Origin of the sequence: Rhodococcus sp. BE178 (assembly GCF_050433545.1) — a bacterium.
GTDB lineage: Bacteria > Actinomycetota > Actinomycetes > Mycobacteriales > Mycobacteriaceae > Prescottella.
Window position 1 is genome coordinate 70,203 of sequence record NZ_JBNPXA010000002.1, and the last position, 26,668, is coordinate 96,870.

The following is a 26,668-nucleotide window of genomic DNA, read 5'->3' on the forward strand; positions in this document are numbered from 1 at the left end:
ATGACGAGGTACATATTCGGCAGGCGGGTCGGTCGGGCACCTCGGGGCTCGGTCACCAGAATCGATGGAGCAGATCATGGCGAGCGAGGCAGAGCACGCATTCGTGCTGGGGGACGGGGCGGATCCCGCCGAGGTCAACGCATTCCTCAACAAGGGCTTCGGCGAGGCGCTCGGCCTCGAGTTCACCGAACTGACCGCGGACCGCGTTCGTGCGCAGTGGAAGGTGACGCCCGCGCTGTACCAGCCGTGGGGCATCATGCACGGCGGCGTGCACTGCGCGGTGATCGAATCGGTGGCGAGCATCGCCGCCAGCATCTGGCTCGGCGACCGCGGTCACGTCGTCGGCGTCAACAACAACACCGACTTCCTGCGCGCCGCCCGCGACGGAGTGCTGTTCGCGGAGGGCACCCCGGTGCATCGGGGCCGCACCCAGCAGTTGTGGCTCGTGACCGTGACGGACGAGCAGCAGCGCCTCGTCGCTCGCGGGCAGGTCCGACTGCAGAACATCACCGAGACGTCCGCGCTCGGCAACAAGTAGCGGGGTCGGTCAACCGACCTCACGTGATTCGGCGGCGCGACGCGCTCGACTCTGCTCCTGCAGCAGGTCGATCGCGTTGCGCGCGAACACCTGCTGCTCGGTGGACGCCATCTGCGCACGCCCGCGGCCGAGGAACGAGACCGTCCACGAGATCACCGTCGACAGGCGACTACGGAACCCGATCAGGTACATCAGGTGGATCACCAGCCAGGCGACCCAGCCGATGAAGCCGCTGATCTCGAGCTTGCCGACCTGCGCGACCGCACTGAACCGGGAAATCGTCGCCATCGAGCCCTTGTCGAAGTACTTGAACGGCTGCCGATCCTCGGACCGGGCGTCGTCGAGTCCCGCCCGAATCTCCTTGGCGGCGTACTTCCCGCCCTGCATCGCGACCTGCGCCAGCCCGGGCAACTTGTCCAGCGCCATCATGTCGCCGATGACGAACACGTTCGGATAGCCCGGCAACGTCAGATCCGGATTCACGTGCACGCGGCCGGCCCGGTCCACCTCCGCTCCGGACTGCTCACCGAGCTGCTTGCCCAGCGGACTGGCCTGCACGCCGGCGGACCACACCTTGCACTGCGACTCGATCCGGGTGTCGGTGCCGTCCTTGTGCCGCACGACCAGCCCGTCTACGTCGACGTCGGTGACCATCGCGTTCAACTGGATCTCCACACCGAGCTTCTCGAGCCGTTCGGCGGCCTTGCGGCTAAGCTTCCCGCCGTACACCGGCAGCACGGCGGGGGCGCCGTCGAGGAGGATGACCCGGGAATCGCTCGGGTTGATCCGACGGAATGCGCCCTGCAGCGTGCGATGGGCGAGTTCGGCGATCTGGCCGGCCAGTTCGACGCCCGTCGGTCCGGCGCCGACCACCACGAACGTGAGCAGACGGGCGCGTTCCTCGGGATCGTCGGACAACTCGGCCTGCTCGAACGCCCCCAGGATGCGGCCCCGCAGCTCGAGCGCGTCGTCGATCGTCTTCATGCCGGGCGCGAACTCGGCGAAATGATCGTTGCCGAAATACGACTGCCCGGCACCCGCGGCCACGATGAGCGAATCGAACTCGGTGACCGTCGTCCGGTCCAGCAGCCGCGAGGTGACCGTCCCGGCCTTCAGGTCGATCGTCTCGACATCGCCGAGCAGGACCTCGGCGTTCTTCTGCTTGCGTAGCACCATCCGTGTCGCCGGTGCGATGTCGCCGACCGAGAGGATGCCGGTCGCCACCTGGTACAGCAGCGGCTGGAACAGGTGATGGGTGGTCCTCGCGATGAGGGTGATGTCGACGTCGGCGCGCTTGAGGGCCTGCGTGCCGAACAATCCGCCGAAGCCGGATCCGATGACCACGACGCGATGGCGGCGGGGTTGTGTCGAGGCGATGCTCATTCCGCGCTCCTCGAGGCTCGTCGAAACGTGCTGACCTAGTCACCGTAACCGCCTGGTGGTCACCCGTCCCGCCAACTCGGGCGTCGGAACACCCCCAGACGGCTGTGGGCGGTGGGGATGAACCCCACCGCCCACAGCCGGACGTCACAGTGCGACCGTCACTTGCGGTCGTACACGCTTCCGCGGCGGATCAGCAGCGTGAAGCCGATCGTGATGAGCCCGAGGACGACCATCATCGTCGCGACCGTGTTGAGGCCGCTGACGGTCGGTGCGACGCCACCGGCGGCGGCGGCCGACGACGCGAGCAGCATCGTCGCGATCGAGGTGCCGATGCCCTGACCGCCGGTGCGCAGCACCGAGTTCGTGCCGGTCGCCTCGCTGGTGTTGCCCTCCGGGACCGCCTCGACGATCAGGTTCGGCAGTGCCGTGTACGCGAAGGCGGTGCCGATCGACACGGTGATGATCATCGCGACCATGCCGGCGACCGAGTCGTGGAAGACGATGAGCATCGCGCTGCTGATCGTGAACAGCGTCGTACCGAGCAGCATCGACACCCGCGAGCCGACGGTCCGCGTGATGCGGCCACTGAGCGGCGTGCACACGAAACCGAACATCGAACCGATGAACGACAGCCAGCCGGCGTTGGTAGCGGAGATGCCCAGACCGAACGACGCGGTGGTCGGGGACTGCAGGATCATCGGGATGATCATGGTGCTGATGCCCATCGGGCCGACTGCGATCGCCAGGGTCGCGCACATCGTCAGCGCCACCTTGCGGTCGGTGAACAGGCGCACGTTCACGATCGGGTCCTTCACCCGCAGCTCCCACAGCACCCACAGGGCGAGGACGACGAGACCGCCGACCACCAGGCCGAGGGTCTTCGCGTCGGTCCAGCCCCACGCTCCCGACTTGTTGATGCCCAGCAGGACGGCCGCGATCGCGGGGGCGAATGCGAGGGTGCCGAGGTAGTCGACCTTCTGTGTGGTCCCGGTGGGCGGGCGCCACGGCAGAACGAACAGCACCAGCAGCAGCGCCATCACCGCATAGACCGCCGCGACGACGAAGATCATGTGCCAGCTCGCGTGGTCGAGCATCACGCCGGCGACCAGCAACGACGCCGAACCGGCCGCGACGGCCGAGCCGGAGATGACTGCAATGGCGACGGGGACCTTCGCGGCCGGGAGGTGCTCGCGGGCCAGGCCGATGCAGAGCGGGAGGATCGCGCCGGCGACACCCTGGATGGCGCGGCCGACGATGATGCTGCCGATGCTGTCACCGATCGCACTGATGAACGAACCGAGGGCGGCAGCACCGAGCAGGACGACCAGCACACGCTCGCGTCCGTACATGTCGCCGAGGCGGCCGCACACCGCGGCCGATGCGGCTGCCACCAACAGGAACGCCGTGACAGCCCAGCCGACCGTGGCGGCGTCGCTGTTGAACTCCTTGATGAACGTGGGGATGGCGGCGTACACCATCGACGTCTCGAACGCGCTGATGATCTCGACCAGAACGAGAACGGTGATGATCACCCATGCGGGGCGCTGCCGGGCATACCGTCCGCGCGGTGCGGGCGCCGCCGACGTGACACGAGTGTCTGCAGTAGCTGTCACTGAAGTTGATGTCCAGACTCTTGACTGGCCCGAATTACGGGCTGTGCTGCGGGAATTCGAAGAACTGCGAGGTCGTCGCGTCCACGGGCAAGCCGCCATGGGTGAGCGTCGCTTCTGTTCCGTTGGTCACAGAGTGTGCCAACTCACTTTCCCGGCATCAGAGGTCTGCGCACTCAGTGGGACCTGGTGGTGACCGCCGTTACAGCGGCGAACTGGGGGAACGGGGGAAACCGCTGATCAGGGCGTCGGCACCCGAGGGCCCCGCTGCCCGAGCGATCCCGTTGGATGAGACCACGACGGGATCGGCAGTGTGGTCCGTGCTCCGCGACACGCAACCGGGTGCGTCGAACCGCCGGAACAAACCGTTGACCAGTGTCGCAGGTCCCGAAAGCTTTGGCAGCGGAACGGGGAAACCGGTGCTGTACGTGTGAGTACGGGGTCAGTCGTGCGCCGGGCAGCGGTGCATCTGCGCCGACACGATCGCCGCCACCAACTCGTCGATCACGCCGTCCTGCAGGTGGACAGTGGTTTCCATGCCGTCGACGTCGACACAGCGGAGCAGTATCCGCCGACCGTGCGCCTCGACGTAGGTGTCGTCGTCCACGCACCACGTCGCACCGAGCTCCGTCGGCGGCACGATCGGGACACTGACGAAGTCCGGCCATATCGACGCGTGCCGATTGTGATCACGGTCGGCAGCGAAGTCGGGGGAGTCGGCGGCCGACGCGGGCAGAGGCGCCACGAGTCGCAGGTGACGGGGCGTGGCGGCCGGGCCGACGTCGGCGTACATCGACGAATTCACCTTCTGCTCAGGGGACACACCGGAGAGGGCACACCGGAGAGGTCGAACAGGACAGCGGTATGCGCATCGACCGCCGCCGACCACCGTACGTCCCGAGTGGCGTTCCGGTATACGTATTCCGGGATGAAATGTCCGGAAACGACGAGCGGGTTCGTCAGCCGCCGTCGAGCATCCGATACAGCGGATTGCGGGCAGCGGCCTCACGCACGCCCGTTCCGGCGCCTTCGGTGTACACCTGCGTGGTGTTCATCGACTCGTGACCGAGCATCCGCATGAGGGTGAAGATGCTGACGTTCTCGTCCGCCATGTTCGTGGCGAAGGTGTGCCGGAACTGGTGGGTCAGCGCTCCCTTGGCGCGCTCGCCGTTGATCCCGGCCCGGCGGTACGCCCGGAGCACCCGGTACTGCAGCGTTCCGCGGGTGATCCGCGCGCCGTCGGCCCCCACGAACAGCGGATCGGCGCTGCGGAAGTGCTGCCACGGCGTGGCGTCGGCCGCCACCCGCTGCTTCGCGGTGCCGGGGAATCGTTCGATGCGGGACTCCAGATAGCCGGTCAACGCAGCCACCAACGCCGGCTCCGCGGTCGCCACCCGCTCCTTGCTGCCCTTCCCGCGCACCAGGATCACCCGTGCGCCGCCGTTCGACGGATCGGTGGCACCGCGTACGTCGCCGATGTCGACCGCGATCAGCTCCGACGACCGCATCCCGGTCAGCAGCGCCATCAGGATGATCGCGAAATCGCGCTCACCCCACGGTCGGACCCCGTCGGTGTCGTCCTCCTGCAACGTCGCGATCAGCCGGGTGACGGCATCAGCAGGAAGCGCCTTGGGCAGCCGCTTCGGCGCCTTGGGGCGCAGCACCGCCGACATGGGATTCGCGACGATCGCGTCGATCGAGAACAGGAAGTCGCACAGCGTGTTCCAAGTGGACCAGCACCGACGGATCGACGCCACCTCGTGCGATGCCGCGAACGCCGCGAACGCCTGCTGCATCGACTGCTTGGTGATCACCTCCACCGGAAGCGCCGATGCGGCGAGCCCGGACTGCTCGGCGAGGTGCCCGGCGATGGCCGTGAAGTCCTGGCGGTACGCCTTGAGCGTGTGCGGTGACGGCTTCGCGGTGCTGCGGTGCAACAGGAACTCGCCGAACCAGGACTCGAGAAGCTGTCGATCGTCACTCACGTGGGCCTGCTCCAATGTCCTTCCGGGACTTCGACTGTCGGATGCGCGGCGAAAGTGTGTTCGAACCGCGCCCGACAAGTGTATCGGCTGCCGGCCCGGACCCGATCGATGTCCTCGGCGGCTGCTCGACTACAGCCTCCGCGGTTAGTGTGGAGGGATCCGACCGCCCGGACGGCAGTTGCCGTCCGGAGGGTTAAGGACCAGTGATCGTGCGTTGAGAGGCAGAAGCCGTGCCGGCACCGTCGGGTGCGTGACCTCATACGTTCCTGTGGCTCGACCAGGACGCCGGCGGACCAGTCCGGTACGTCTCGACGACGAGGAGGTTCCCGTGTCAGCAACAGCACAGAACCTGGCACCTGATCGTTGCCACCACCTCACTGCGCTCGTCCGTCGACCACCCACTTCGGAAAGACCTCGCCAGGAGAGACGTCATGGCCGTTCGAGTCCCGATCGTCACACCGGTCGCTGTCAACCGTCTGCAGCTACCGGTCACGACCTCGTTGGACGACTTCCGGGCCCGATATGAACGGGCGGTCCCGGCCTTGGACTTCGATCAGGTCGCCGACTTCGTCGCCCGGAGAGCGCCGTGGGCCGAGATGCTCGAATTCATCGGCGCCGCCGCTCCGTTCGGGTTCCTGATCTACTGGAAGAACCAGGCCGATGAGGTGATGCGGCTCGCCGGGGACACCGCACCCTGCGTCGCCTACCTGATGGGCAACCACACCATCGCCGAACGGATGTTCCGCCACAACCCGGCGGCCATGCTCTACGCCCCGCTGCGCACTGTGCTCTGGCAGGACAGCTCGAGCCAGGCATGGTTTGCGGTCGACCAACCCAGCACCCAGTTCGGCAGCTTCAGTGACCCCCGCATCACAGCGACCGGCCGCGACCTCGACGCCGAACTCGCCGTCCTGCTCGCGCATCTCGGGCTCGATGTTCCACCCGCGCTCCTACCCGTTGATCTGCCACCGAAGCTGCCGTAACGAACCCGGATCACCACCGGCGGCCCGGACGGCTCCCCTCGCCGCGGTACGCCCCGGACGCAGACTATGTCCTGGTCCGCGCCCGACCCGCTGGGATTCCACAGCACGTCGAACGCGCGAGTTCGACGCCGTTCGCCCGGCGGATGTGCTCGGAAGTTCGGGGTGAGGCGAGCGTGACGACCGCTTCACCCCCGATTTCACCCCGATGCAGCTTTCCCTGACGGAACTGTCTCGATACTTTATTGAGGGCCAGGCGCACCCCCCGACGTGTGCCTGGCCTCTAGCTTCCACGATGTCCCGCTGTGCACGCCTGCGCAGCGGGACATCGTGCTTTCAAGGCAGATCCGTGACGCTACGGCGTCAAGACCGTCGAACCCCGGGTCCTGCGGCCTTCGAGATCGCGATGGGCCTGAGCGGCGGCCCTCAGTCGGTAGCGTCCGCCGACAGTGACCACGACGGACCCGGCCGCGATCGCATCCAGAACCTCACCGGCTCGCCAGACGAACTCGTCGTGTGTCCGGTTGAAGTGCCCTCGCGAGGGTCGGGTCAGGTACACCGATCCGGCAGCATTGAGGCGTTGGGGATCGACCGGAGGAACCGGCCCACTGGACGCACCGAACAGCGCCAGCGTGCCCCGGACCGCCAGGCTGGCCAGGCTGGCGTCGAAGGTCGACTTGCCGACGCCGTCGTACACTGCGGCGGCGCCGTTGCCTTCGGTGAGTGCACGGACGGTCGCAGCGAATTCGTGCGGGTCGTCGGGGTAATCGAGTACCTCCACCGCACCGGCACCGCGGGACAGCTCGGCCTTCTCCGGCGTCGACACTGTCGTGATCACTCGGGCGCCCAGGCTGGTGGCCAACTGCGTCAGAATCAGCCCGACACCGCCGGCGCCGGCATACACCAGCACGGTGTCGCCGCGCCGGACCGGGTAGACCGACTTGACCAGATAATGCGCGGTCAAGCCCTTCAGCAGCGCCGATGCGGCGATGTCGGGGGCGACTCCCTCCGGCACCCGCGCCAACAGACCCGCTGGTGCCACGCAGTAGTCGGCATACGCGCCCACTGCGTCCGCGCTGACCACCCGGTCGCCGACCAGAAACGCCGAGTTGCCGGCGCCGACCGCGGCGACGGTACCGCCCACCTCGCTGCCGACGGCGAACGGCAGCTCGTGCGGGTACAGGCCGGAGCGGAAGTAGGTGTCGAGAAAAGTTGACGCCGATCGCTTCGGCCTTGATCAACACCTCTTCCGGCCCCGGTGATGGCTGTGGCCTCTCGACGTAGGATCGTCATCGAGAATGATGCCGTCTGATGCGGTGACGGCCCACACGAGAGTTGGCGGCTGCGGCGCCGGCTCGCTCGTCAACGACGCACTGCCCGAACAGAAGCAGGGTGTCACCGCTGAACACGTTACTCCGATCCCGCACCCGGCCCCGTCGGCGAATCGGTCGACAGCCGTCAGGTGTAGAGCCGTCTCCCACGGGGTATCAGACCGTCGTCGGCCGGCACCACGACCGACGCCATCAGGAGGAGGACGACGATGCCTAACTGCGAAACGTGTGGCAACGACTACGACAAGGCATTCACCGTGATCATGGGGGACCGTCGTGGCGTGTTCGACAGCTTCGAATGCGCCGCACACGCGATGGCGCCGGTGTGCGGACACTGCGGATGCCGGATACTCGGCCATGGCGTCGAGGACGAGAGTCGGATCTTCTGCTGCGCGAACTGCGCGCGGCTTGCCGGCCACGAACGGCTCGTCGATCGGGTGTGACCTGCAGCGTCAGCTTTCGATCTGGTCCTCGAGTTGGCAGCGGAGCGTCGCGAGCGACCGGGCCAGCAGCCTTGACACGTGCATCTGGGATACCCCGATCTCTTCGGCGATCCGGCTCTGCGTGAGGTTCGCGAAGAACCGCAACAACAGGATCCGGCGCTCGCGATCGGGCAACGCCGCCAGTATCGGCCGGAGCGTCTCGTGATTCTCGACCGCCTCGAGACGCCGATCGTCGGCACCGAGGGTCTCGGCCAGCGGATGGTCGTCGCGGCGCCCCACGGTCCCGGCATCCACCGACACGGTCTGGTACGCGTTGCCGGCCAGCAGTCCGTCCGCGACCGCGTCCTCACCGATCCGCAGCTCCGCCGCGAGCTCGTGGCGCGTCGGCGGCCGACCGAGACGCTGCGACAGGACCGACACCGCGCGACCGAGCTCGAGATGCAGTTCCTTCACCCGGCGGGGCACCCGCACGGCCCACCCGGTGTCCCGGAAGTGTCGCCGCACCTCGCCCATCATGGTCGGGACCGCGAAAGCGACGAAGTCGGACCCCACGCGGGAGTCATATCGGTTGACCGCATTGACGAGCCCGACACGCGCCACCTGAACGAGGTCGTCGTGGAACTCCCCACGGCCGTCGAACCTGCGAGCGATGTGATCGGCGAGGGGGAGACACCGCGTGATCACGGAGTCGCGGAGCACGCGGTAGCGCGGGTCCCTGCGGTCGAGCGACGCCATCAACTCGAAGACCGGACCCACGTCACGGTATTCGTCGGTGTGCTCGACTGCAGGATTCACGCAATCGACCCGGGAGATCGTCGGGGGGAGTGGAACGGTGGTCCCGCACGGTTCGTCCGCCGCGCATCGTGTCGAGGTGCGTCGTCGTCCCTCACGCGTCCTCCGTTCGGCCGGACATCGGATGCGTCCATCGTATGACGGTGCGTGGTCACTGCGGGAGGGCCGTTGACCTCCGCCAACTCGATCGACTACCTCTGCCCGGATCGAACGGAGGACCCGCTCAGGTCAGGCCCGAACTCTAGAATCGACACGTGTCCAGCGGAGCGTCCTCCGGGAAACCACCCGGTCACGGGAGCCGCGTACCGGGATGGACAGTCGGTGCGACGCGTTCGCGGTGGGTGCCGCGGGCCGGGGTGGCGGCCGCGGGGGCGCTGCCGCTGTTGGCGTTCCCCGAGCCGAACCTCGGCGTGCTCGCGTGGGTGTCGCTGGTGCCGGTGGTGCTGCTGGTGCGCGCCGCGGCGACCGCGCGCGAGGCCGGACTGCGCGGCTGGCTGGCCGGCGTCGGATTCCTCGCGGGTACGCAGTACTGGGTGGCGCCGAACCTTGTCTGGTTCTTCCCGCTGGCTGTGGGTGTGCTCGCGCTGCTGTGGACCGGGTGGGGCGTGTTGGTGTGGGATGCGTTGCGGGAGCCGCTCACCGGCGGCCGGGCGGCGGCGGCCGCAGTCGTCGTGCCTGCAGGGTGGGTGCTGGTCGAGGTGGTCCGGTCGTGGCAGTGGCTCGGTGGGCCGTGGTCGTTGCTCGGTGCCACCCAGTGGCAGCACCCAGGTGTGCTCGGGCTCGCCGCGCTCGGCGGGGTGTGGCTGGTCAGCTTCGCGATCGTGGCATCGAACATTGGGGTCGCCCTGTGCGTGGTCGGCGGCGTGGCAGCCCGGGCCGTCGGAGCGGTGGCGGTGGCGGTGGCGGTCGCCTCGGGTCCACTCTGGTCCGCGTGCCGACCAGCGGAGCCGCCAGCCGACGTCGCGGTCGTCGCGCTTGTGCAGCCGGGGATCGTGCACGGCGACCTGCTCTCTTTCGAGGAAGACCTGACCCGAGGGATCGGCGCGCCGGTCGACCTCGTGGTGTGGGGTGAGAGCAGCGTCGATACCAATCCGGCCGCCGACCAAGCGCTGCTCGTTCGGCTGGGCGCGTTGTCCGCGGCCGCGGGGGCGGACCTACTGGTCAACGTCGACGCGCCGGTCGGCGAGTCCGGCGCGATCTCGAAGGCGTCTGTCCTGATCGACCACAGCGGAATCCGCGATACCTATCGGAAGATCCGGCTGGTCCCGTTCGGTGAATACATCCCGTTCCGCGACCAGCTCGGCTGGCTCAACCGGATCACCGCCGCGGCGGGGCAGAACCGGCAGCCCGGTGACAGGTTGGTCGTGATGAACGCCGGCGGTTTCCGGGTCGGGCCGCTGATCTCCTTCGAGGAGACCTTCCCGGACATGGCCCGCGCGCAGGCGCGGGCGGGGGCGGACATGCTGGTGTACCAATCCTCCACGGCCACCTTTCAGGGCAGTTGGGCGCCCGCGCAGCTCGCGTCGTTCGGTGCGCTGCGGGCCGCGGAGAGTGGCCGCCCGGTCGCGGCGGCCGCATTGACGGGGGAGTCGGCCGCATTCGACGCGCGAGGACGCCGGCTCGGGTCGATGCCCGCCGACGAGCACGGCGTTCTGCTCGTCGAAGTGCCCGTTCGGACAGAGGACACGCTCTATTACCGGCTCGGCAACTACGTCCCGGGCGTCTGTACCGCGGTCGTGGTGGGCTACGTGGCAGCGGCGGTCGTCCGGCGGCGGGGTGGTCCAGTTGCCAACTAGCGCGGCGATTCACGACAACGCAGGGGAGGCGAGCGAAACCCGCACGCGCGCATGGATATTCGCCATTATCCATGACAGTGGTGTGGGTGGGGGCGGTGACCGGCGGGGAGGTCCGGGTCCGATCGATGTTCCGGTTCGGGATCCTGCGCCGCATCCGTCGTCGAGTGCAGTACGCGACGGCGTTTTGTCTGATGCCGGCCGCGTACCCGGCACGCTACATGACGCGGTGTCGACCGGCATCTGATACTCGGAGTTCGCCTCAGCTGCGCGAGTCGATGAGATCGACTCCGTGAACTCGCCGGGGCCCGGATGGCAGGTCCGAGCTGCGGGCAGAAACGGAGACATCGAGCCTGATCGCACCTGAGTCGATGTGGCCCGCGGCGGGTGCGTCGGTCGTCGATGTCACGGGTCGCGCGGCCGCAGCGGGGTATCGGACATGCAGTCGGCTCCGTGGCGCAGTGCTCGGTCCCGTCTCCGCGGGGAACCGCCCGATCTCCAGTACTTGACATAATGTGGATTATCGGTGAAACGACGACCTGCGATAACGCCGAATGTTCGCCCCGGCTGTGAATCGTCATCGAACTTGGCAAATCGTCAGATAGTTGGCATCTCTCGCAGTTCCGCTAGACCGGGTTGGACGTGACGGGCGGTATGCCACGGACCAGCCAGCGCAGATCGGCCAGAGCCGTCCACGAACGCCTAGTTGGCATTTTCGTCACCGCTGTTGGCAAATGATCAGATCGGTTAGCGCTTGCGGGCTTTCATGGACTGTGGATCGTCCGACCGTCGCCGCTGCTACCGCGCTTCACCCTTCGCGCGCTGCCGCATCGGCTGATGCTGGTTCTCGCACCTACTCGCGTCGAGTGGCACTCGCCCGGCTGCTCCTCCCGCTTTGCCGTCGCGGGGTGTCATTTAGTCACGTGACGAATATGTTTTGGAGTCCGTGTGTCCGATCATGATCTCCCCGCGGGTCGCGGCATGAGTGTCGGCACGCCAAGGATGCCGTGTGGCCGGCGTCTCCTGACGCGCGAGGTTGTCTTACGTCAAGTACGTGGCAGGGTGTGAAGCCCGGGATGGTGCAGGCAGGATTCGCCCGCACCGTCGGCCTCGAGAAGCTGCCGACCGGCGTCGAGGAAATGCTGCTTCCACTTCGACACCGACATATCCGACACCCCGTGCCGGCGGGAGGCCTCGGCGCCGCGCATCTCCCCCGGACAACACCGCCCGCATCTTCACATCGACCGGGATCTTTTGTCGGGACGACCCCGATTGAGATGCTGCGGCGGCAATGAGGATGAGGCACGTGCAGCATTGAAACTCGTGACCGCGCGACCGACAGATCGGGAAGGTGGTGTGTATTCGACTGTGTTGCAAGTAGAGTCGGTGATGGGTTGGGAATGGGAGTGGCCCTTCTCGCGACCATGGCCGACACTGCCATTTCCGGTGGGCGAAGTTGGCGCCGACGGAACAATCACGGTCTACTGCAGGGCTCTGAGAGGCTGCGATCTCCGCGAACCGCAGGCTGTCTGGTCGGCCATCTTGCCCGCCGTCGACGACATCGCCGTCGATCTTGCTTCCTCGCACTAGATTCGGCGCGACAGGCCGTGCAGTCGGAGGCCGCCGCTACTGGTACTAGCGCTGCCGAGATTCGGCAAGAAGATCAAAGGTCGGTCCCGCCTCCGACGGACAGAGCCGGCCTAGGGAGTGTCTCCCAACGTGGGCGGTTGATCGGCGACACTCTTCATTGTGTCGCGCACCGGATACTTGACGGATGAGCAGTGGTCGTTGATAGAGCCGTCGCTTCCCACGGCAATGACATAGAGGCACAAGCGGAACCGACTGTTTCTTGTCCGCCGGAAGCCGTCCTTCGACCGCACGTGAGGAGGCACTCGGTGCGAATGCCGACGACATCATGGTTCGGGCTGGCTAGGGTCGACGTATGGACGGCGCGGAGATTCTGAGGCTGGAGCATGCAGGATGGGCATCTTTGTGCCAGGGAACAGGGGCTGACTTCTACGGCCGGCTCATGACAGCGGATGCGGTCATGGTTCTCTCGCACGGCTTCGTGCTGGATCGCGACGCGGTGATCGCCTCGCTCGACGACGCCCCGCCGTGGCGGGACTACGAGATCAGCGAGGACCGCCTCATCGAGGTCGGCGAGGACACCGCGATCCTGGTCTACACCGGCCGGGCCTCCCGCGGCGAGGGCGCGCCGGCGTTCCACGCTCTGATGTCCAGCGTCTACACCCGTCGCGACGGCCAGTGGCGACTCACGCTCTACCAGCAGACATCCGTTCCGGACGCCGACCACTACCAGTGAGGAGGGCAAGCAGGTCGAAGCAGTCGCCCATCTCATCTCCGTCACCGGGACACCAGCCATCCGGCCGTGACCACGAACGAGGCCCCGGACTAAGGTATGTCTCCTATTTGGCGAGGAGTCGTAGCCGGTGGAAGCTCTGCGGACTCGTCTGAGTTGGTGGACTTCCCGCCGGTGCTGATCGCGTCCTCTCGATCGGCGATCTTCAGCCAGCGGTGCAGGCATCCTTCGGTGATTCCAAAGTCCTTGGAGATCTGGCGCAGAGGGCCTAGCGCTTGCCGGCGGCGACCGCGATGACGTCTCGGCGGAGTTCCTCGGGGAACGGCTTCGGTATGGGGAGCATCCTCTTGCAGGCTGTCACCATAGTTGGCAATTGCCCTCCCCTCGCCTGCTTGTCCAGCTACCGCTGTTGGACACCACGCGGGTCGGCTGCCGATTCCGTCTGTGCGGATTACACACCTGGCGACGCGAACGGAACAGCGGGGCTGAGACGCGTGACAAGCGGTTCCAAATCCAGGCTGTGACCGATGACGGTGCCGGTCAGCAACCAGGGAAACCAGTCCGATTCTGCGCTCTTTTCATCGTGAGTCTGCTGCGCGCCGTGAGTGTGTTACTAAGACCGCAACAGCGGTGGAGGCGACGTGCTATCCATCCCTCGGCGGACCCGGGCCACCACGGTTCAGGTGAAAGCGGCGTCACAGCCAGGCCCGGCATGTCTATCCCCGATTCCAGGTCGAGGCTTCGGCAGTCGGCAGCATCGCGTTCTGGCCCGCTCGAATAGCGTAGAAAGATGCCGTGGGTCGACGCCGTCAGAGCGACCAGTTCGGCCAGTGTCGTAATCGCGACGAGCGGCGCCCCCGATGGCTCCCGATTCGAAACCGCGCCGGTCACGACGCCACCCTCCGAACACATCTCGGACAAACCCCTCGAGCATTCCTCGCGTTTCCAACGATGACGACCACAGTCCGTGGACCCGGCAGTCCGCACGGCGCCCCGGTGCCGACCCACGTTTCACTTCCAGGAGCCTCGGGAATACACCGTCAGTTGCATTCGCTTCGGAGGCGCAGGTGCGATGAGACAGACATGAGATTCGAGGCACATTGGGAAACCAAAGCTTCTCCTCAAAGGGTGTGGGAGGTGCTCGCCGACGGATGGCGGTATCCGGGCTGGGTGGTCGGGGCGTCCGGAATGCGCGCCGTGGACCCCGAATGGCCCGCACCCTGCGCACGGATCCATCATTCGGTCGGTTTGTGGCCGTTCCTGATCGACCACGCCGAGGTATTCGAGGCAATTCAGGGAAAGCACTCACGCTCAACGCCCGCGCGAAGGGCTTCGGTCGAGCTCGGATCGAGATTCAGGTACGTCCCGACGGGGTCGGCTGTGTGATCGCGATGGGCGAGCATCTCGCCTCGCCTCCCATGTCGTGCTTTCCACAGCGCGTCGTCGAACTGGCCGCGGTGCCCCGCAATCGGGAGTGCATCCGGCGGCTGGCGCTGCTCGCGGAGACTCCTTCCGATTCGCGCGACGGCTCGACCGCGCCGAGACTCGGGTGATCGGATGAGCGAGCGAGCGAGCGGACGCGATCGTCATCGGTGCGGGGCCCAACGGACTGGTCGGGGCGATCACCCTCGCCGACCGAGGATGGGACGTGCTGGTTCTCGACCGGGCCGACACCGGGAGGTGCCGTTCGGTCGGGTGAACCTCCATCCCGGGTACCGCTACGACCGGTTCAGCGCCTTCTATCCTCTCACCGCGGTGTCGCCCGCATTCCCCTCGCTCGACCTGGAAAAAGCACGGATTGTCCTGGAGTCGGGCGCCGATCGCGGTGACGCATCCGCTGGACGCCGAGGACGCGAACGCTCCCGCCGTCGGTCACTGACAATGTTTGCCCGCGGACGCGACCGGGTATTGGCTGCGTAGACCGTATCCACGGAATGGAGATCATGTCATGACGGACAAGGACAAGTCTGGGCCTGCAGAGGCAGTCAAAGGCACCGTCGAGGGGGTGAAGGCCAAGGAAGCGGCGGGCGCCGTGACGGGTCAGGACGATCTCGTGCGCGAGGGTAAAGCACAGCAGGACAAGGCCGCCGCGCAGCGCGAAGCGGCAGAAAAGGAGGCCGCGGCAGAAAAGGCGCGCGGCAAGGCGTCCGCGAACGAGGCACGCCAGCGTACCGAGCAGGACAAGTAATGCGATGACGTCGGACACGACGCTGTGTGGAACGGGTGAACCGATTCGTCCGCGAAAGCCGACTCCCCGCAGGTTCTGGCGACTGCCCGGCGTCTATCCGCCGCAGTCGGACACGCATCTCCTCGCACGCACGCTGCTCGTGGAATCGCTCGAACCCGGTACCCGCGTTCTCGACATCGGCGCGGGTACGGGATATCTCTCGGTTTCGGCTGCGTTGGCCGGATCTCGCAAAGTGACCGCGGTGGACGTCGACAGACGGGCTTTGCTGAACATTCGGCTCAACGCCAGGTTGAACGGCGTACGGGTACGCGTGGTGCGTGGCGATCTTACGATTCCGTTCGGCGCGAACGATTTCGATCTCGTCGTCAGCAATCCGCCCTATGTTCCTGCGGCCGACGACGTTCTGCCTGTCGGCGGCCTGGCTCGTTGCTGGGATGCCGGGCGGGACGGCCGAGCGTATCTGGATCGCATCTGCCGCGAGGCCGCCCGCATCCTCTCTCCTGGTGGAGTCCTCCTGCTCCTGCAGTCAGGCCTGAGTGATATCGACGCCACATGGACCGAGCTGCGGCGCCAAGGACTTTCGACGGACGTCGTATCGACCGAGCACATACCCTTCGGCCCGGTACTCACCGCGCGGGCATCCCTGCTACGACAGCGGGGGCTACTGCGACCTGACGAGGATTTCGAGAAGCTCGTCGTTTTTCGCGCAGTCAACAGCAGGTCGGCCGCACACTGACTCGTGCGACTGCCGACTGGTCTGCCCCTCGTCGCTCGACGACGTTGAATACGATCTTCTTCCGTTGTAGGTTCACCTGATCTTGCCCCTCGTTCCTACTGCCCCGGTTGCTTCCCTCTCCACCAGGCACGCGGGAGGCACCCACGTCCACCGTGTCAGGCCCCGAGTACTCACTAACTCGCATCGAGCGAGAGGTCGCAGTGCCTCTTTCAGCCCCGCCGGCGGCAGTTCGTCGTCGGTTCGCCTTCTCGATCGCGTGGACCAACTCCTCTTTACGCATCGTCGATCTGCCGTGAATGCCTAGACGCCGGGCAATGTCGTAGAGGTGCCGTCTGCTCGCATTGGCGTCGACGCCCTCGGCCTTTCGACCGGTCGCTCGCGGGCCCCCGCTGCGGGCTCGCTCGTCCGACGGCCCCTTCTCGGCCTTGGGTTCCCAATGGTCGCCGACTTTTTCGAAGCTGTGCTTGAGGGCCGCGTACGCAACCCTGTGTGCTCGCTCCCCCTCGCCGTACTCCTCCGCTGCAGCATCGTGAGCCTTGGCGAAGGTACGTTGCGCCTTGGGGGATGAACGGAGCAGCGTCTCCGGCAACTCCCGCTTCTTCGGTTGGGCGGACTTGGTCGTCTTGGGCATTGCCGTTGTCTCCCTTCTTCTCTCAGACCAACGCGAGTTCCTTCAGCGCGGGGGCGAGCTCTTCTGTGTAGAAGTCGAAGAATCCGTCGACGTCCGGCCCCGCGTTGACCAGGGCAAGATGATCGAAACCCGTGTCGGCGTACACGCGGATTCGCTCGAGATGACGTCTCGGGTCGGGCCCGTATCCGAAGCTCTCGGCTATGTCGGATGCTCGAACGACGGACGCGGCAGCCTCGAAATTGACCGGGTTCGGCAGCTCGGCCTGAACCTTCCACCCCGCGGCCGAGAACCGAAACAGCTTGTGAGCGGACTGCAGGGCGGCCTCCTCCGTCGGCGCCCACGACAACGAGACTTCGGCGTACCTCGGCCCTGATCCGCCCGCCTTCTCGTACTGGGCGATCAGATCCCGGTCGGCCTCCGTCGCGAACAACCCGTCGCCCAACTCGGCCGCGATCTTCGCCGCCGGTCCTCCGGAACCCGCCACCACGATCGGTGGAAGTCGCTCCGGCAGGTCGAACACGCGCGCATCCTCGAGCTCGAGATGTCGACCGCTGAAACTGTGATAGCCGCCGCTCCACAACAGCCGAATGATCTCGATCGACTCGCGCAGCATCGCCGAGCGGGTCGATGCCGCCGGCCAGCCGCGTGCGACGACATGTTCGTTCAGTCGTTCCCCACTTCCCAGTCCCAGCACGAATCTGTTGTCGGAGAGAAGTGCTGTCGTTGCTGCCGCCTGGGCCACGATCGCCGGATGGTAACGCACGAAAGGACACGTCACACCGGTGGCCAGTTCGATGGTCGAGGTCTTCGCGGCGATCGATCCCAAAATCGACCACGCGAAGCCCGAGTGGTTCTGATCGTGCAGCCACGGATGGAAGTGGTCACTGATCTCGACGAAGTCGAAACCCGCCTCCTCAGCCCGGACCGCCTGCCGAACCAGTTCGATCGGTGAGTACGCCTCTGCGAACAGCTTGAACCCGACCCTCATGACGCCTCCATCCCATCCTGCACGCGCGACCCGGTGTGCGGGCGGAATACCCCGCAAGCGGCCACCCGAAACCGACCGAAGGTCGTCACGGACCTCATATGCCGTGTTGCGTTCGAGTCACGATCACCGAAGTGCGTGCCTACCGAGGATTCCCCGGCGCCTCTGCGGGTACAGGTGTACGACCTGTCAATGGACATCGCCACCGAGGAGTTCAGCCACCTCGAGATCGTGGGATCGATGATCACGATGCTTCTGGACGGCCTCAACGACGACCTCAAGCAGGCCAACGAACGCTGCGACTGGATGCCAGTCGTAGCGACCGCGGACGGACGGGAACGAGCCATTCACCAGGTTGCCGTCAACCCGATCTACCTGAGTCTCACCGGCGGCGGACAGCTTGGCGGAAGCGGTGTGGCTTCCGCCGTCGACGATAGGGCTCCACCAGCGGCTCTCTCACCATAGGAACTGCACCTGTTCGGCGTGTGCCGCTTTTCGGGAATGAGGGCAAATGATCTTGTGGACCGTGCCGCTGCAGGGCCTGCCGATGGTACGCATCGACAGAACCTGCCGTGGCGGGGGCGGCGCCGGACGAGCGCCCCCCGCTCATCCCCGTTCCAGTACCGCCCGGACCGCTCACGACCCACCGCGCCATAGAGTGGGCGTTGCCCCGAACTTGCCGCCCGACCTTCACGGTAGATCTGAACCGGCGACCACGATCGACCCTACGCGAAATCACCGATCGCGCAACGGGATCAATAGCGCGCTGACGTGCAGATAAGACCTATCAGGATGAGAACTTCCGGTACAGACGCAGCCGGGGATGCGTTGTGCACCTGAACCTATTCCACCTTCCTTCGGCTGATCGAGATGTTACGTTGCTTTCGCCTATATGCATGGGGCGCCGCCGGTTTAGTTGGTCTCTGACTGGGGTGAGGAAATGGTGGCGCCGCAGCTTCTTTCTGTCTTCATGCGGTTGGGCGGAATCTCTACGAATTGTTGCGCAGGCCAATCGAGGAGGTTGTATCGCGATGCCAAAGCACAGAGCTACAGACATACGCACTCTGAAGATCAAGACCCGCATCATGGTTGCCGCGACGGCAGTCGCCGCGCTTGCGATCGGTTCGCCGGCACTGGCGAACGCCGACGGTGAGGGCAGTTCGGGTAGCCACGGCAGTGAGAGCTCCGGCAGCGGCGAGGGCAGTCTGGGTAGCCACGGCAGTGAGAGCTCCGGCAGCGGCGAGGGCAGTCTGGGTAGCCACGGCAGTGAGAGCTCCGGCAGCGGCGAGGGCAGTCTGGGCAGTGCCGGTAGCGCGGAGGCCGGCAGCGCCAGCCTCGGGGAGCACGGAAGTGCGGATCTGGGCAGCTTGATTTTGCCGTTGCTCGGAAGCTCCAGTTCCAACAGCGGCAGCCTCCTACTCGGCAGTGGCGTACTCGGAAGTGTCGGGCTCGGAAGCCTTTTCGCGGGGTCCGGCGGATCGGGCGGCCCAGGCGTCCCCGGCCCCAGCGCACCGGGACCGGCCCCGATCGTTCCCGGCCCCAGCGCACCGGGACCGAGCGTCCCCGGCCCCCGCGAGCAAGCGCCACCCGCCCCGCAAGGCGGAGGGCAGGTCGCTCTCGTCCCTATGGGCGGCGTCGAAGCCGGCGGCGGACCCTCGAACGACACCGCTGGACACGGATCCGGTTGGCTGGTCGGCAGCGCCCTGCTCGTCGCGGCCGCGGCAGGTACGACAGCAGCTGGCCTCGGCAGGCATCGTCGCCGGGCGTAAGTGCCTGACGATCGCGTGAAGTGTGAAGCACACCGACAGGCCATTGCCCGGGCAGCCGAGGCAATGGCCTGTCGGGCGGCTCTGCTTCACGGGGTCCAACGAGCCAGCGGTAGACCTGCACGATACTTGTCGGACGTTAGTCTGCAGGACCTTCCACTCCACGGGGTGGAGCAAGAGGTCTGCATATACGGCCCTCCTTGCGGCGCCGACGCACGCTCGTCTCGCGTCCGGTACGACTGCAACGAGGCGCCTGCCACCGCGACAGCACGCCGAGGGATCCCCGAGTTGTGTGGCCCGCCGGCTCCGGTTGGTTTCGGTCGCCCCAGTTACATTCGATTCATGGACCGCAATTCCATCGAAGCTCTTCCGGTTGGCCGGGCGTTTTCGCAGAGGGCCAAGGCCCTCGCGATCATCGACGCGATCCTGTGCCCGGAGTGGGAGTACCGCTACTACTCGTTCAACTCGGAATGGGGTTCCGGACAGTCGATGGCCTCGGCCCGGGACGGGCAAGGCGCCGAGTATTTTGCCCTGATCTCGGATGATGTCATCGGATTCAAGTCCTACGAACCCCAGAGTCTGGCGGTGCCGCCGCCTTCCGCCGGCTGGGCCGCCCATACGCCCGCGAACACAGGGCTCGAGGACTTCTGGGGCGAACCGGCGTTTTCGATGGATCGCATCTCGTGGTTGGCGACGTGCGACGCGGGCATCTGGCAGTTGCTCGCGGGTGAACTGCGGATTCCTGACCTGGCAGAAGCGCTGACCCGCGACGCAGATGAGCACGCCTGCTGGGCAGCCACCTACTACGAGCGGACCCCGAGCGCCGAGCAGGTTGAGGCGATGCGGCACCTCTTCGACGGCGAACCGCTGACCGGCGAGATTGTGGCCGCGCTGAACCCGTCCGCGGGCATCGTCGACCTGACCGACGACATCACGGAGATCGGTTGGCCAACCGCGGTGTAGCCGTTGCTCTCGCACGAACAATTGCCAACTATCGTGACCACGATCGCGACGGAAATCCGTCGCGTTAGTTGTCACACCACGGGTCGGCGCACCTTCGGATGACAACTCCGATGACGATTCACCCCGGCCCGTCGTCTGTTCTGTTGTGAATGGCGACCGTAGGTGGCCATTCGTCATCCAAGCTGGCCACTTTGCCAACCTTGCCGGTTGGCGGATATATACCCCCGAGGGTATCATTGAATGTCATTCATCGCCAGGAGAGGAGACAGCTTCGTAGAGTACTGATTCCGACAGGCCTCGTGAACCATTGCAGGCTATCCAAGTGCCCAGCTCTGTCAGTCTCGCCACGGCGGCCGTAGCAGCAACGGGCCGTAGAGCTAGCATGAGTCAGTGAAGATCGACCGGATTCCCGACGGAGCTCAGGACCCCCGCGCCAGCGTCTTGACGCGCGCACGACTAAGTGACATTCAGGACGTCGATGACATTCTGACGCTGGTTTCTGCAGAACGAGCCGCAAATCTCGACTCCCGAATCTTCATCACGCTCGACGATCTCGCCCAAGCCTCGTACACGAGCATGCACGCCGGCGAGGCTGATGAACTCGAAGTTGCGACAGACGATCTCGACTTTCTGAACGACCCAGGCGCTCAACGGCGCTTCGAGCTCCGGCAGGTCGCTCATGCGGCGGCTCAGCTCGGCAGGAGCGAACTCATACCGAGCTGGGACGAACTGCACGGCACTCGAGAATGCCCTCCCGACTGGATTGACCGGATGGCCGCCGTCAACGACGACCCGACCACCATTCTCGACGACGAAATCCACGTTCTCCACGTGCCGGTCCGCGACAGTCTGGCGGCAATCGCCGGCTTCCCGAATGGGTACTTCAGCGTCGACTGGGACACGTTCCAGAACTACACCGTCACTCGTCATCTCGCCGACGCCTACGGCTATCGTCCACTTGGTATCGGTGCGTCCTGGATTGGATTCGAACGGGATACGCCGTTGTCCCTGCTGAAGGCGAATGAACTCATCGAGGAGCTGAAGCCCATCTACGGCGGTATTGACGCGCCCGGATGGACTCGCCTCGAGGACGCCCTGACTCGCAGGCGGACGCTCTTCCTCGGCTACACCGACAACTTCGCCGACTGAGAAAGCGGTGGGTCTGGTCCAGCTCCGGGGTCCGTGGCGGTCGACCCCGCAGCGCACCCGCAACCTCCTGGAGATCAGCGACCTCCCAGTCGACCGGATCGCCGCGGAGGTCGGCTTCACCACAGGGGCGTCGTTGCGACAGCACCTGCACGCGGCAATCGGAGTGTCTCCCCATGCCTATCGGAACACCTTCCGAGCCCACAGCAGGGTGCCTAGCAGATCCTGAAAACCGGTGCGTCAGTCGGCGTCCGGCGCCTTCACTGCCCGCATCGGACGTCGCGAAAGCAGATGTCCGAATTCCATTCAACACGGTCACACTCCCCCCATGTCCGCCCGCCTCGCGATCAAGAAGTCCGAACAAACGTGATCTCGCTCCATACCTCCAACGCTCAGGACGTCACGATTCGCCTCGCCGACGACGTGGGTCTGGGGACCAAGCGGACGGCTTGGGAGATGGGCGCCGGATGAGAGCTCAGCTGACGCGTGTGCACATTGTCATCGACGACCGCACTCACGTCTCAGGGGTGCGCCGGCGGCATGTGGTCGACCATCTCGGCAAAGACGTTGACCTGACCGCCGAAGAACCTTCCGCCGCGGTCCAGTGTCTCGACACTGATCAGCGCTCCGGACCCACTGTCGATCACCATCCGGTCGACGTAGCCCTCCTCGAAGGTGAACTCGAGTACATAGCCGGGCCTCCCGGTCCGATCCGTACCGATACCGAGGTCGCGTGCCCGGATCGCCTCGAGGTCGAGCCCGGCGAGGACTCGGTAGATCCCGGCCTTGACCTCGGGCGTGACTGCCGGGTCCGGAAGCAGCTTGGTCGCCAGCCGATAAAGTGCCCGGTCAGGGGCTTCGTCGACGTACCCGAGTCCGAGCTGCTGCGACAGACTCAGCATTTGCGTCCGCAGCTGGTAGGGGTCGGCAGGAAGTCCGGCCAGCTGCGCGCTCGTCAGGTATCCGGAAGTTTCGTGGAGGTCCCCGCCGACCTTGCCGACGAGTGCGGTTCCGTCCGGGCGCACGAAGGTGTCGTACGTCGGGTGATCCGCATCGGTCAGGTTGGTGAACTGCAGGTGCCGGATCGGTCCGGTCTCGATCGGCTCGGTCATCGCCGCGACCAAGTCCGCGGTTTGCTCCAGCGTGCGGGCCGCACCCACCGTGACGACCTGGCTCTGTTCGGGTACACCCATGTGGTCGTATCCTGCGGCGAAGACGAACACCGAGACGGCGACACAGGCGGCGCTGACCACCGCCGTCACCCGCCCTGGCCGGCGACGGAACCTACCGAGAGTGACGACCGTCGTCGATGACCCGGTGGCGTCGGACGCCGATCGCTGCGTGGACTTCTCGATTTCTACGGTGCGCATCAGGTTTCGTCTCGCTCGGAGGATGACCTCGTCACGGGGAGGCTGCGGCTCGGGTCGCCGACTGCGGATCTCCGTGAAGTCACCCATGTCCATCTCCTTGCCCCGGTTCGGTCTGCTGTCGCCCTGTTGTTGTGAGTTCATCGGGTTCCGGTTCACGCAGTTTGCGGCGGAGCCGGTTCAAGCGAGAACGCACGGTTCCGGTGGGGATCTGCAGCGCCTCGGCTATCTCGGGATAGCTGAGATCTCCCCACGCGTAGAGCAGCAGCGTGTCGAGATCTGCCTGCGAGAGTCGCCGCAGCCGGCGCTCGAGTGCGCGGACCTCGCGGCGGGCGTCGATCGAGGCGTCGACCCGGTCCTCGAATGGCAACGAGCTGTCTGGCCTGGGATGGCGGGCGAGCAGGGCGATGTCCCGGCCCAGGCGGCGACGGTTCGAGTGCAGAACGTTGCCGGCAATTCCGTACAGCCAGGGTAGCGCGTGTTCGTAGGCCAGGTCGAAACCGGCCCGACGACCGAAGGCGACCACGAACACGTCCGAGGCGAGATCATCGGCCGCATCGCTGCCCGCCCGACGAGCGAGATAGCGATGAATCGTGCCGAAGTGACGATCGAAGATCCCCGCGAAGGCGTCCGGATCCGTCAGCGACCGGGCGATCAGCTCATTGTCTCGCGGGCAGGGAACCTCGCGGAGTACATCAGTGTCCACATGCTCATTTGTCACGGGCGCTGGATCCGGTTCACGGTCAGGGCAGACGGCGTGGATGAAATCCCAGCGGCCGTGCCGTTGCTGTGGACGGTTCGTGGACCACACAAGGACGGCAAGCGTCCCCTAGGCCGGGTCGGGCTGATGCGGGCCGGGCTACGGTCGGACTGCTTTGCGACGACCCGGATAGGATCCGGTCTCCTTCTCGCCATCACGCCGAAAATGGTGAGCGTCCCGTCAGGTGAATCCCTATGAGGCGCATCACCATCGACGCGAAAGGTGATGTTGTGGCTGGAGACAGTCATCGATGATGCACCGCTGAGTGCTTCTCGCAAGGCTGGCCGTGTACTCTCGCGAGATAGTCCCTGAGACACCGCCTTCCTTTGCAGGTCCAGTCGCTACGCTGCAAACCGTCGGGAAGCGACCATCGCGAATGGCCTCTGCCACCCGCTGGGCACTGAGCTTCTTCCGCTTCGCCCGACGTGTCGAGTACATGGCCATCGAGCTCGCCGAGGTCGGAGAACCGATCCCACATCGTGAGGATCGGCCCCTCATCCATCACAGCGCTCGGAGCAGTTCGGGCTTGGGCTCGCTTCAGCGTGATACCGCGCTACGGCCAGTGCACGACATAGTGGACCGCCATGCGTATCCCGGATAGCAACTGCGCCGAATGCGCAAGCGATCATGTCGACGCCTTGCTCGAGCGTGGAATAGGCTCTACTCGTTCGCGGCAACGCGCTGATTGAACTGGACCTTGTGGCCGTCTGGAGCGGCGACGGTCGCGTAGATACCCCAGGGCTCCCTGACCACGTCTGACACTGTTGCCCCACGTGCACGCAGCTGCTGTGCAGTTTCGTCGACATCGTCACTTGCGAAGGTCAGGAAGGCCCCGTCACCAGACGATCGCCCAAAAATGTCCGCGGGCGAAAGGACGATCGTGGTTTGCGCTCCTGCAGGTCGCACTTCAACCCAACGCGCACCATTTCCCATGTCAGCGTCGGAGACGACCTCGAACCCGAGAATGTCGCGGTAGAAGGCGAGCGCCTCGTCTTGGTCGGCCACGTAGATAACCGCCGAAGCGACATGCGTGATCATCCACTCAGGCTAGCCTGGGCCCGACGGCCCGGCAGGACTTCGCGATAGCCGTCACGGTCGGCGACTAGAACTAGCGGTGGGTGACTGGCCATTCGTCGTACCGCTCGAGGCCACTGGTATCGCCAGTTCCATCTGCTGATCTTTCGGCGACCCGTGTCATCTGACGAAGCCTGACCACCCGCCATCAGTAGCTCTTCCAGTCGTAACGCACCCAATCAAACATGCCGAGCCAGGCAGCTACCAGCACAACTGATTACGTCGACTGCATGAAGAGGATCAGCTTCGAAGGCCGGGAAACCTACATTCGACACGCACGGGATTCTCGCGCGTCAGACGTTTCCCTCGGGGGGGGGGCGTGCTCGTCGAAGTGACCAGGCCGAGCGCGCCCAGCGTCCTCCCCGCCCGCGCAACGAACGCCGCAGAGCGAAGTTGTACATTGATACAACTTGTATCGATAGACAACTTTGCGAGGTGAGTTGTCATGCGGCCCATGACACGGGCAGAAGTGCGTGCCGCGATCGTGAACCTGGATCCGGCGCAGAAGAAGGTGCACCTACCGACGTGGTTCGACGAGGTGCGCTGGCATCGGATCGACTACCTCGGTTGGCGAGACCTGCGGGCTCCGATGCGGGTCTACCTGGTCGCCGACGTCGACGACGAGGCTTTCGGGGTCATCCTTCGGCAGAACCCGAACCAAACCGCCCTCGGTTCTCGCGCAGTGATGTGCGACTGTGCCGGTTCGCTCGGCGGTTCAACGAGGTTTCACTCTTCACCGCGCCACGCCCGTCCAGGGACAAGCGTCAGCGGCTGAGTACGCTGGGGCTCCACGTCTGCACTGATCTCGACTGCAGCGTGAATGTCCACAGCAAGCCGATCGTCGGACCACTCGACCCCCCGGCCGAGGAGACCATAGAACGGCGCCGACAAGGGCTGCGGGAGCGAACAGTGACGTTCCTACGGTCGGTGTCGGATCTCGATCGAACTGCACGACGGGGTGAATGATGGCGTATCTGGCACGTACCGAGCGCCGACGCTCCATCGTCGATGCGGCCGCCACGGTCGTGGCGAGGGACGGTCTCGGCGCTGTGACAGTGCGCACGGTCGCGGAGGAACTCGGCGGATCACAGGGGCAAATCCATCATCACTTCACCTCGACCGACGAACTCGCCGCCGAGGCGTGGCGCCAGTATGCCGCGAGGGAGATCGAGGCCTACGGGGTGGAAGTCAGCGGTCTCGAACCGCTCGAGGCGCTGACGAACTTCTTTCAAGATCTGCTGGGCGAGACGGACGGTCACGCAATGGCCCGATGGGCCGAGGCGGCGGCGCACGCGCAGTTACGCAAGCCCGTCGCGGACAGTTACGTCGAGTCGCTCGCCCGACTGACGGACGTGCTTGCGTCCGTCCTAGTTCGCCGTGACCTCGACGTGGCTCGGGCCCGGGAAGCCGCGGGCCGACTGCTCATGCTCGCCGTCGGCCTCGCCGGGATCGCCCGCATCACCGACGATCCGCCAATCTCCCTGCGCTCCGTCATGCTCTCGGCCATCCACGCGGAGTGCGCTTGACGCTGTCGGCTATGTCGCTCGATCCACCGGGGCCGCGCAGGCGCGCCGACGAGGCCAGCTGTCAAGGAACACCAAACGTCGTCCACCACACGAGCTCGGCGATCGGTCTCTACGTGATCGCGACTATCGCGCAAGCGCTTGCGTGGACAGACCTGAGCAGCAGCGAGTAGAGCTCGCCCGTCGTGTTCTTCCTCCTCGCGGCCGCGGTGCTCGCCGCGATCCTCGGAGGGTGCACAGATCGACGGTGACCTACAGGGCGAGCTCGCGCAACGAACTCGACCGTGTCAAACGGGTCCTACCGAACTGCCTTCGTTGACGTCGACGGGACCCTCGCGGCCGTCGCAATCGTCC

Annotated in this window: 21 protein-coding genes and 7 pseudogenes; 15 read left to right on the forward strand and 13 right to left on the reverse strand. The window is 65.8% G+C overall.

Annotated elements, in window-relative coordinates:
- Positions 1–76 precede the first annotated feature (76 nt).
- A complete protein-coding gene (locus tag J2X34_RS04350; protein ID WP_114723597.1) occupies positions 77–538 on the forward strand; it encodes a PaaI family thioesterase in 462 nt (153 codons plus the stop codon).
- A gap of 9 nt (positions 539–547) precedes the next feature.
- Here the strand turns inward: J2X34_RS04350 and J2X34_RS04355 are convergent, their stop codons facing one another.
- The 4 genes from J2X34_RS04355 to J2X34_RS04370 form a co-directional block, all read right to left on the reverse strand.
- Positions 548–1,921, reverse strand: coding sequence for an NAD(P)/FAD-dependent oxidoreductase (locus tag J2X34_RS04355; RefSeq protein WP_429516212.1), 1,374 nt, complete (start codon positions 1,919–1,921; stop codon positions 548–550).
- Between the two features lie 158 nt (positions 1,922–2,079).
- Positions 2,080–3,453 (reverse strand): MFS transporter, encoded by a 1,374-nt coding sequence (locus J2X34_RS04360; RefSeq protein WP_114723556.1) that lies wholly within the window; start codon positions 3,451–3,453, stop codon positions 2,080–2,082.
- Positions 3,454–3,973: 520 nt separating this feature from the next.
- On the reverse strand, positions 3,974–4,354 hold the full coding sequence (locus tag J2X34_RS04365) for a hypothetical protein (RefSeq protein WP_114723557.1): 381 nt from the start codon (positions 4,352–4,354) through the stop codon (positions 3,974–3,976).
- Between the two features lie 136 nt (positions 4,355–4,490).
- Positions 4,491–5,516 carry a tyrosine-type recombinase/integrase gene (locus J2X34_RS04370; RefSeq protein ID WP_258558101.1) on the reverse strand — a complete coding sequence of 342 codons (1,026 nt, stop codon included), beginning with the start codon at positions 5,514–5,516 and terminating at the stop codon, positions 4,491–4,493.
- A gap of 431 nt (positions 5,517–5,947) precedes the next feature.
- Here J2X34_RS04370 and J2X34_RS04375 point away from each other — a divergent pair, with 431 nt between their 5' ends.
- The gene (locus J2X34_RS04375) at positions 5,948–6,499 is read left to right on the forward strand and encodes a DUF302 domain-containing protein (RefSeq protein ID WP_114723559.1); all 552 of its coding nucleotides are present in this window, start codon (positions 5,948–5,950) and stop codon (positions 6,497–6,499) included.
- Positions 6,500–6,851: 352 nt separating this feature from the next.
- Here the strand turns inward: J2X34_RS04375 and J2X34_RS04380 are convergent.
- A pseudogene (locus tag J2X34_RS04380) lies at positions 6,852–7,782 on the reverse strand (quinone oxidoreductase family protein); the annotation flags it as partial.
- 254 nt (positions 7,783–8,036) lie between these two features.
- Here J2X34_RS04380 and J2X34_RS04385 point away from each other — a divergent pair.
- Positions 8,037–8,270: a hypothetical protein gene (locus tag J2X34_RS04385; protein ID WP_114723560.1), complete on the forward strand. Its 234-nt coding sequence runs from the start codon at positions 8,037–8,039 to the stop codon at positions 8,268–8,270.
- A gap of 9 nt (positions 8,271–8,279) precedes the next feature.
- Here J2X34_RS04385 and J2X34_RS04390 read toward each other — a convergent pair whose 3' ends face one another.
- The gene (locus tag J2X34_RS04390; protein ID WP_429516213.1) at positions 8,280–9,065 is read right to left on the reverse strand and encodes a SigB/SigF/SigG family RNA polymerase sigma factor; all 786 of its coding nucleotides are present in this window, start codon (positions 9,063–9,065) and stop codon (positions 8,280–8,282) included.
- 251 nt (positions 9,066–9,316) lie between these two features.
- On the opposite strand from J2X34_RS04390, the gene lnt reads away from it, so the two are divergent.
- Positions 9,317–10,858: an apolipoprotein N-acyltransferase gene (lnt, locus tag J2X34_RS04395; protein WP_114723561.1), complete on the forward strand. Its 1,542-nt coding sequence runs from the start codon at positions 9,317–9,319 to the stop codon at positions 10,856–10,858.
- Positions 10,859–12,797: 1,939 nt separating this feature from the next.
- A complete protein-coding gene (locus J2X34_RS04400; protein ID WP_114723562.1) occupies positions 12,798–13,178 on the forward strand; it encodes a nuclear transport factor 2 family protein in 381 nt (126 codons plus the stop codon).
- Positions 13,179–13,315: 137 nt separating this feature from the next.
- On the opposite strand, the pseudogene J2X34_RS04405 reads toward J2X34_RS04400, so the two are convergent.
- Both J2X34_RS04405 and J2X34_RS04410 read right to left on the reverse strand, forming a co-directional pair.
- Positions 13,316–13,509 (reverse strand): annotated as a pseudogene (locus J2X34_RS04405) (transposase); the annotation flags it as partial.
- A 206-nt stretch (positions 13,510–13,715) separates the two neighbouring features.
- On the reverse strand, positions 13,716–14,087 hold the full coding sequence (locus tag J2X34_RS04410; RefSeq protein ID WP_429516214.1) for a DUF6098 family protein: 372 nt from the start codon (positions 14,085–14,087) through the stop codon (positions 13,716–13,718).
- A 171-nt stretch (positions 14,088–14,258) separates the two neighbouring features.
- On the opposite strand from J2X34_RS04410, the pseudogene J2X34_RS04415 reads away from it, so the two are divergent.
- From J2X34_RS04415 to J2X34_RS04430, 4 genes and pseudogenes are all read left to right on the forward strand, one after another.
- Positions 14,259–14,728: pseudogene (locus J2X34_RS04415) on the forward strand (SRPBCC family protein).
- Between the two features lie 29 nt (positions 14,729–14,757).
- A pseudogene (locus J2X34_RS04420) lies at positions 14,758–15,045 on the forward strand (FAD-dependent oxidoreductase); the annotation flags it as partial.
- 78 nt (positions 15,046–15,123) lie between these two features.
- Positions 15,124–15,363: a CsbD family protein gene (locus tag J2X34_RS04425; protein WP_429516215.1), complete on the forward strand. Its 240-nt coding sequence runs from the start codon at positions 15,124–15,126 to the stop codon at positions 15,361–15,363.
- Positions 15,364–15,367: 4 nt separating this feature from the next.
- Positions 15,368–16,099, forward strand: coding sequence for a HemK2/MTQ2 family protein methyltransferase (locus J2X34_RS04430; protein ID WP_114723564.1), 732 nt, complete (start codon positions 15,368–15,370; stop codon positions 16,097–16,099).
- 223 nt (positions 16,100–16,322) lie between these two features.
- Here J2X34_RS04430 and J2X34_RS04435 read toward each other — a convergent pair.
- A pseudogene (locus J2X34_RS04435) lies at positions 16,323–16,730 on the reverse strand (ChaB family protein); the annotation flags it as partial.
- Between the two features lie 22 nt (positions 16,731–16,752).
- Positions 16,753–17,718: a TIGR03557 family F420-dependent LLM class oxidoreductase gene (locus tag J2X34_RS04440; RefSeq protein WP_114723566.1), complete on the reverse strand. Its 966-nt coding sequence runs from the start codon at positions 17,716–17,718 to the stop codon at positions 16,753–16,755.
- 171 nt (positions 17,719–17,889) lie between these two features.
- Here J2X34_RS04440 and J2X34_RS04445 point away from each other — a divergent pair.
- From J2X34_RS04445 to J2X34_RS04460, 4 genes and pseudogenes are all read left to right on the forward strand, one after another.
- Positions 17,890–18,111 (forward strand): annotated as a pseudogene (locus J2X34_RS04445) (manganese catalase family protein); the annotation flags it as partial.
- A gap of 635 nt (positions 18,112–18,746) precedes the next feature.
- Positions 18,747–19,484, forward strand: a complete 738-nt coding sequence (locus J2X34_RS04450) for a hypothetical protein (protein ID WP_429516216.1) — start codon at positions 18,747–18,749, stop codon at positions 19,482–19,484.
- Between the two features lie 339 nt (positions 19,485–19,823).
- Complete coding sequence (locus tag J2X34_RS04455; protein ID WP_429516217.1) at positions 19,824–20,444, forward strand: hypothetical protein; 621 nt, start codon at positions 19,824–19,826, stop codon at positions 20,442–20,444.
- A 390-nt stretch (positions 20,445–20,834) separates the two neighbouring features.
- A complete protein-coding gene (locus tag J2X34_RS04460) occupies positions 20,835–21,593 on the forward strand; it encodes a hypothetical protein (protein ID WP_147283564.1) in 759 nt (252 codons plus the stop codon).
- Between the two features lie 518 nt (positions 21,594–22,111).
- Here the strand turns inward: J2X34_RS04460 and J2X34_RS04465 are convergent.
- The 3 genes from J2X34_RS04465 to J2X34_RS04475 all read right to left on the reverse strand — a co-directional run bounded on the left by J2X34_RS04465 (position 22,112) and on the right by J2X34_RS04475 (position 24,755).
- Positions 22,112–23,047 carry a hypothetical protein gene (locus tag J2X34_RS04465; RefSeq protein WP_147283565.1) on the reverse strand — a complete coding sequence of 312 codons (936 nt, stop codon included), beginning with the start codon at positions 23,045–23,047 and terminating at the stop codon, positions 22,112–22,114.
- Positions 23,040–23,663, reverse strand: a complete 624-nt coding sequence (locus J2X34_RS04470) for an RNA polymerase sigma factor (protein ID WP_174910382.1) — start codon at positions 23,661–23,663, stop codon at positions 23,040–23,042. The genes J2X34_RS04465 and J2X34_RS04470 overlap by 8 nt, the downstream gene beginning before the upstream one ends.
- Positions 23,664–24,377: 714 nt before the next feature.
- On the reverse strand, positions 24,378–24,755 hold the full coding sequence (locus J2X34_RS04475; RefSeq protein WP_174910380.1) for a VOC family protein: 378 nt from the start codon (positions 24,753–24,755) through the stop codon (positions 24,378–24,380).
- A gap of 490 nt (positions 24,756–25,245) precedes the next feature.
- On the opposite strand from J2X34_RS04475, the pseudogene J2X34_RS04480 reads away from it, so the two are divergent.
- Together J2X34_RS04480 and J2X34_RS04485 are read left to right on the forward strand one after the other, a co-directional pair.
- Positions 25,246–25,757: pseudogene (locus J2X34_RS04480) on the forward strand (FBP domain-containing protein).
- Positions 25,754–26,317, forward strand: coding sequence for a TetR family transcriptional regulator (locus J2X34_RS04485; protein WP_429516218.1), 564 nt, complete (start codon positions 25,754–25,756; stop codon positions 26,315–26,317). The pseudogene J2X34_RS04480 and the gene J2X34_RS04485 overlap by 4 nt, the downstream one beginning before the upstream one ends.
- Positions 26,318–26,668 lie beyond the last annotated feature (351 nt).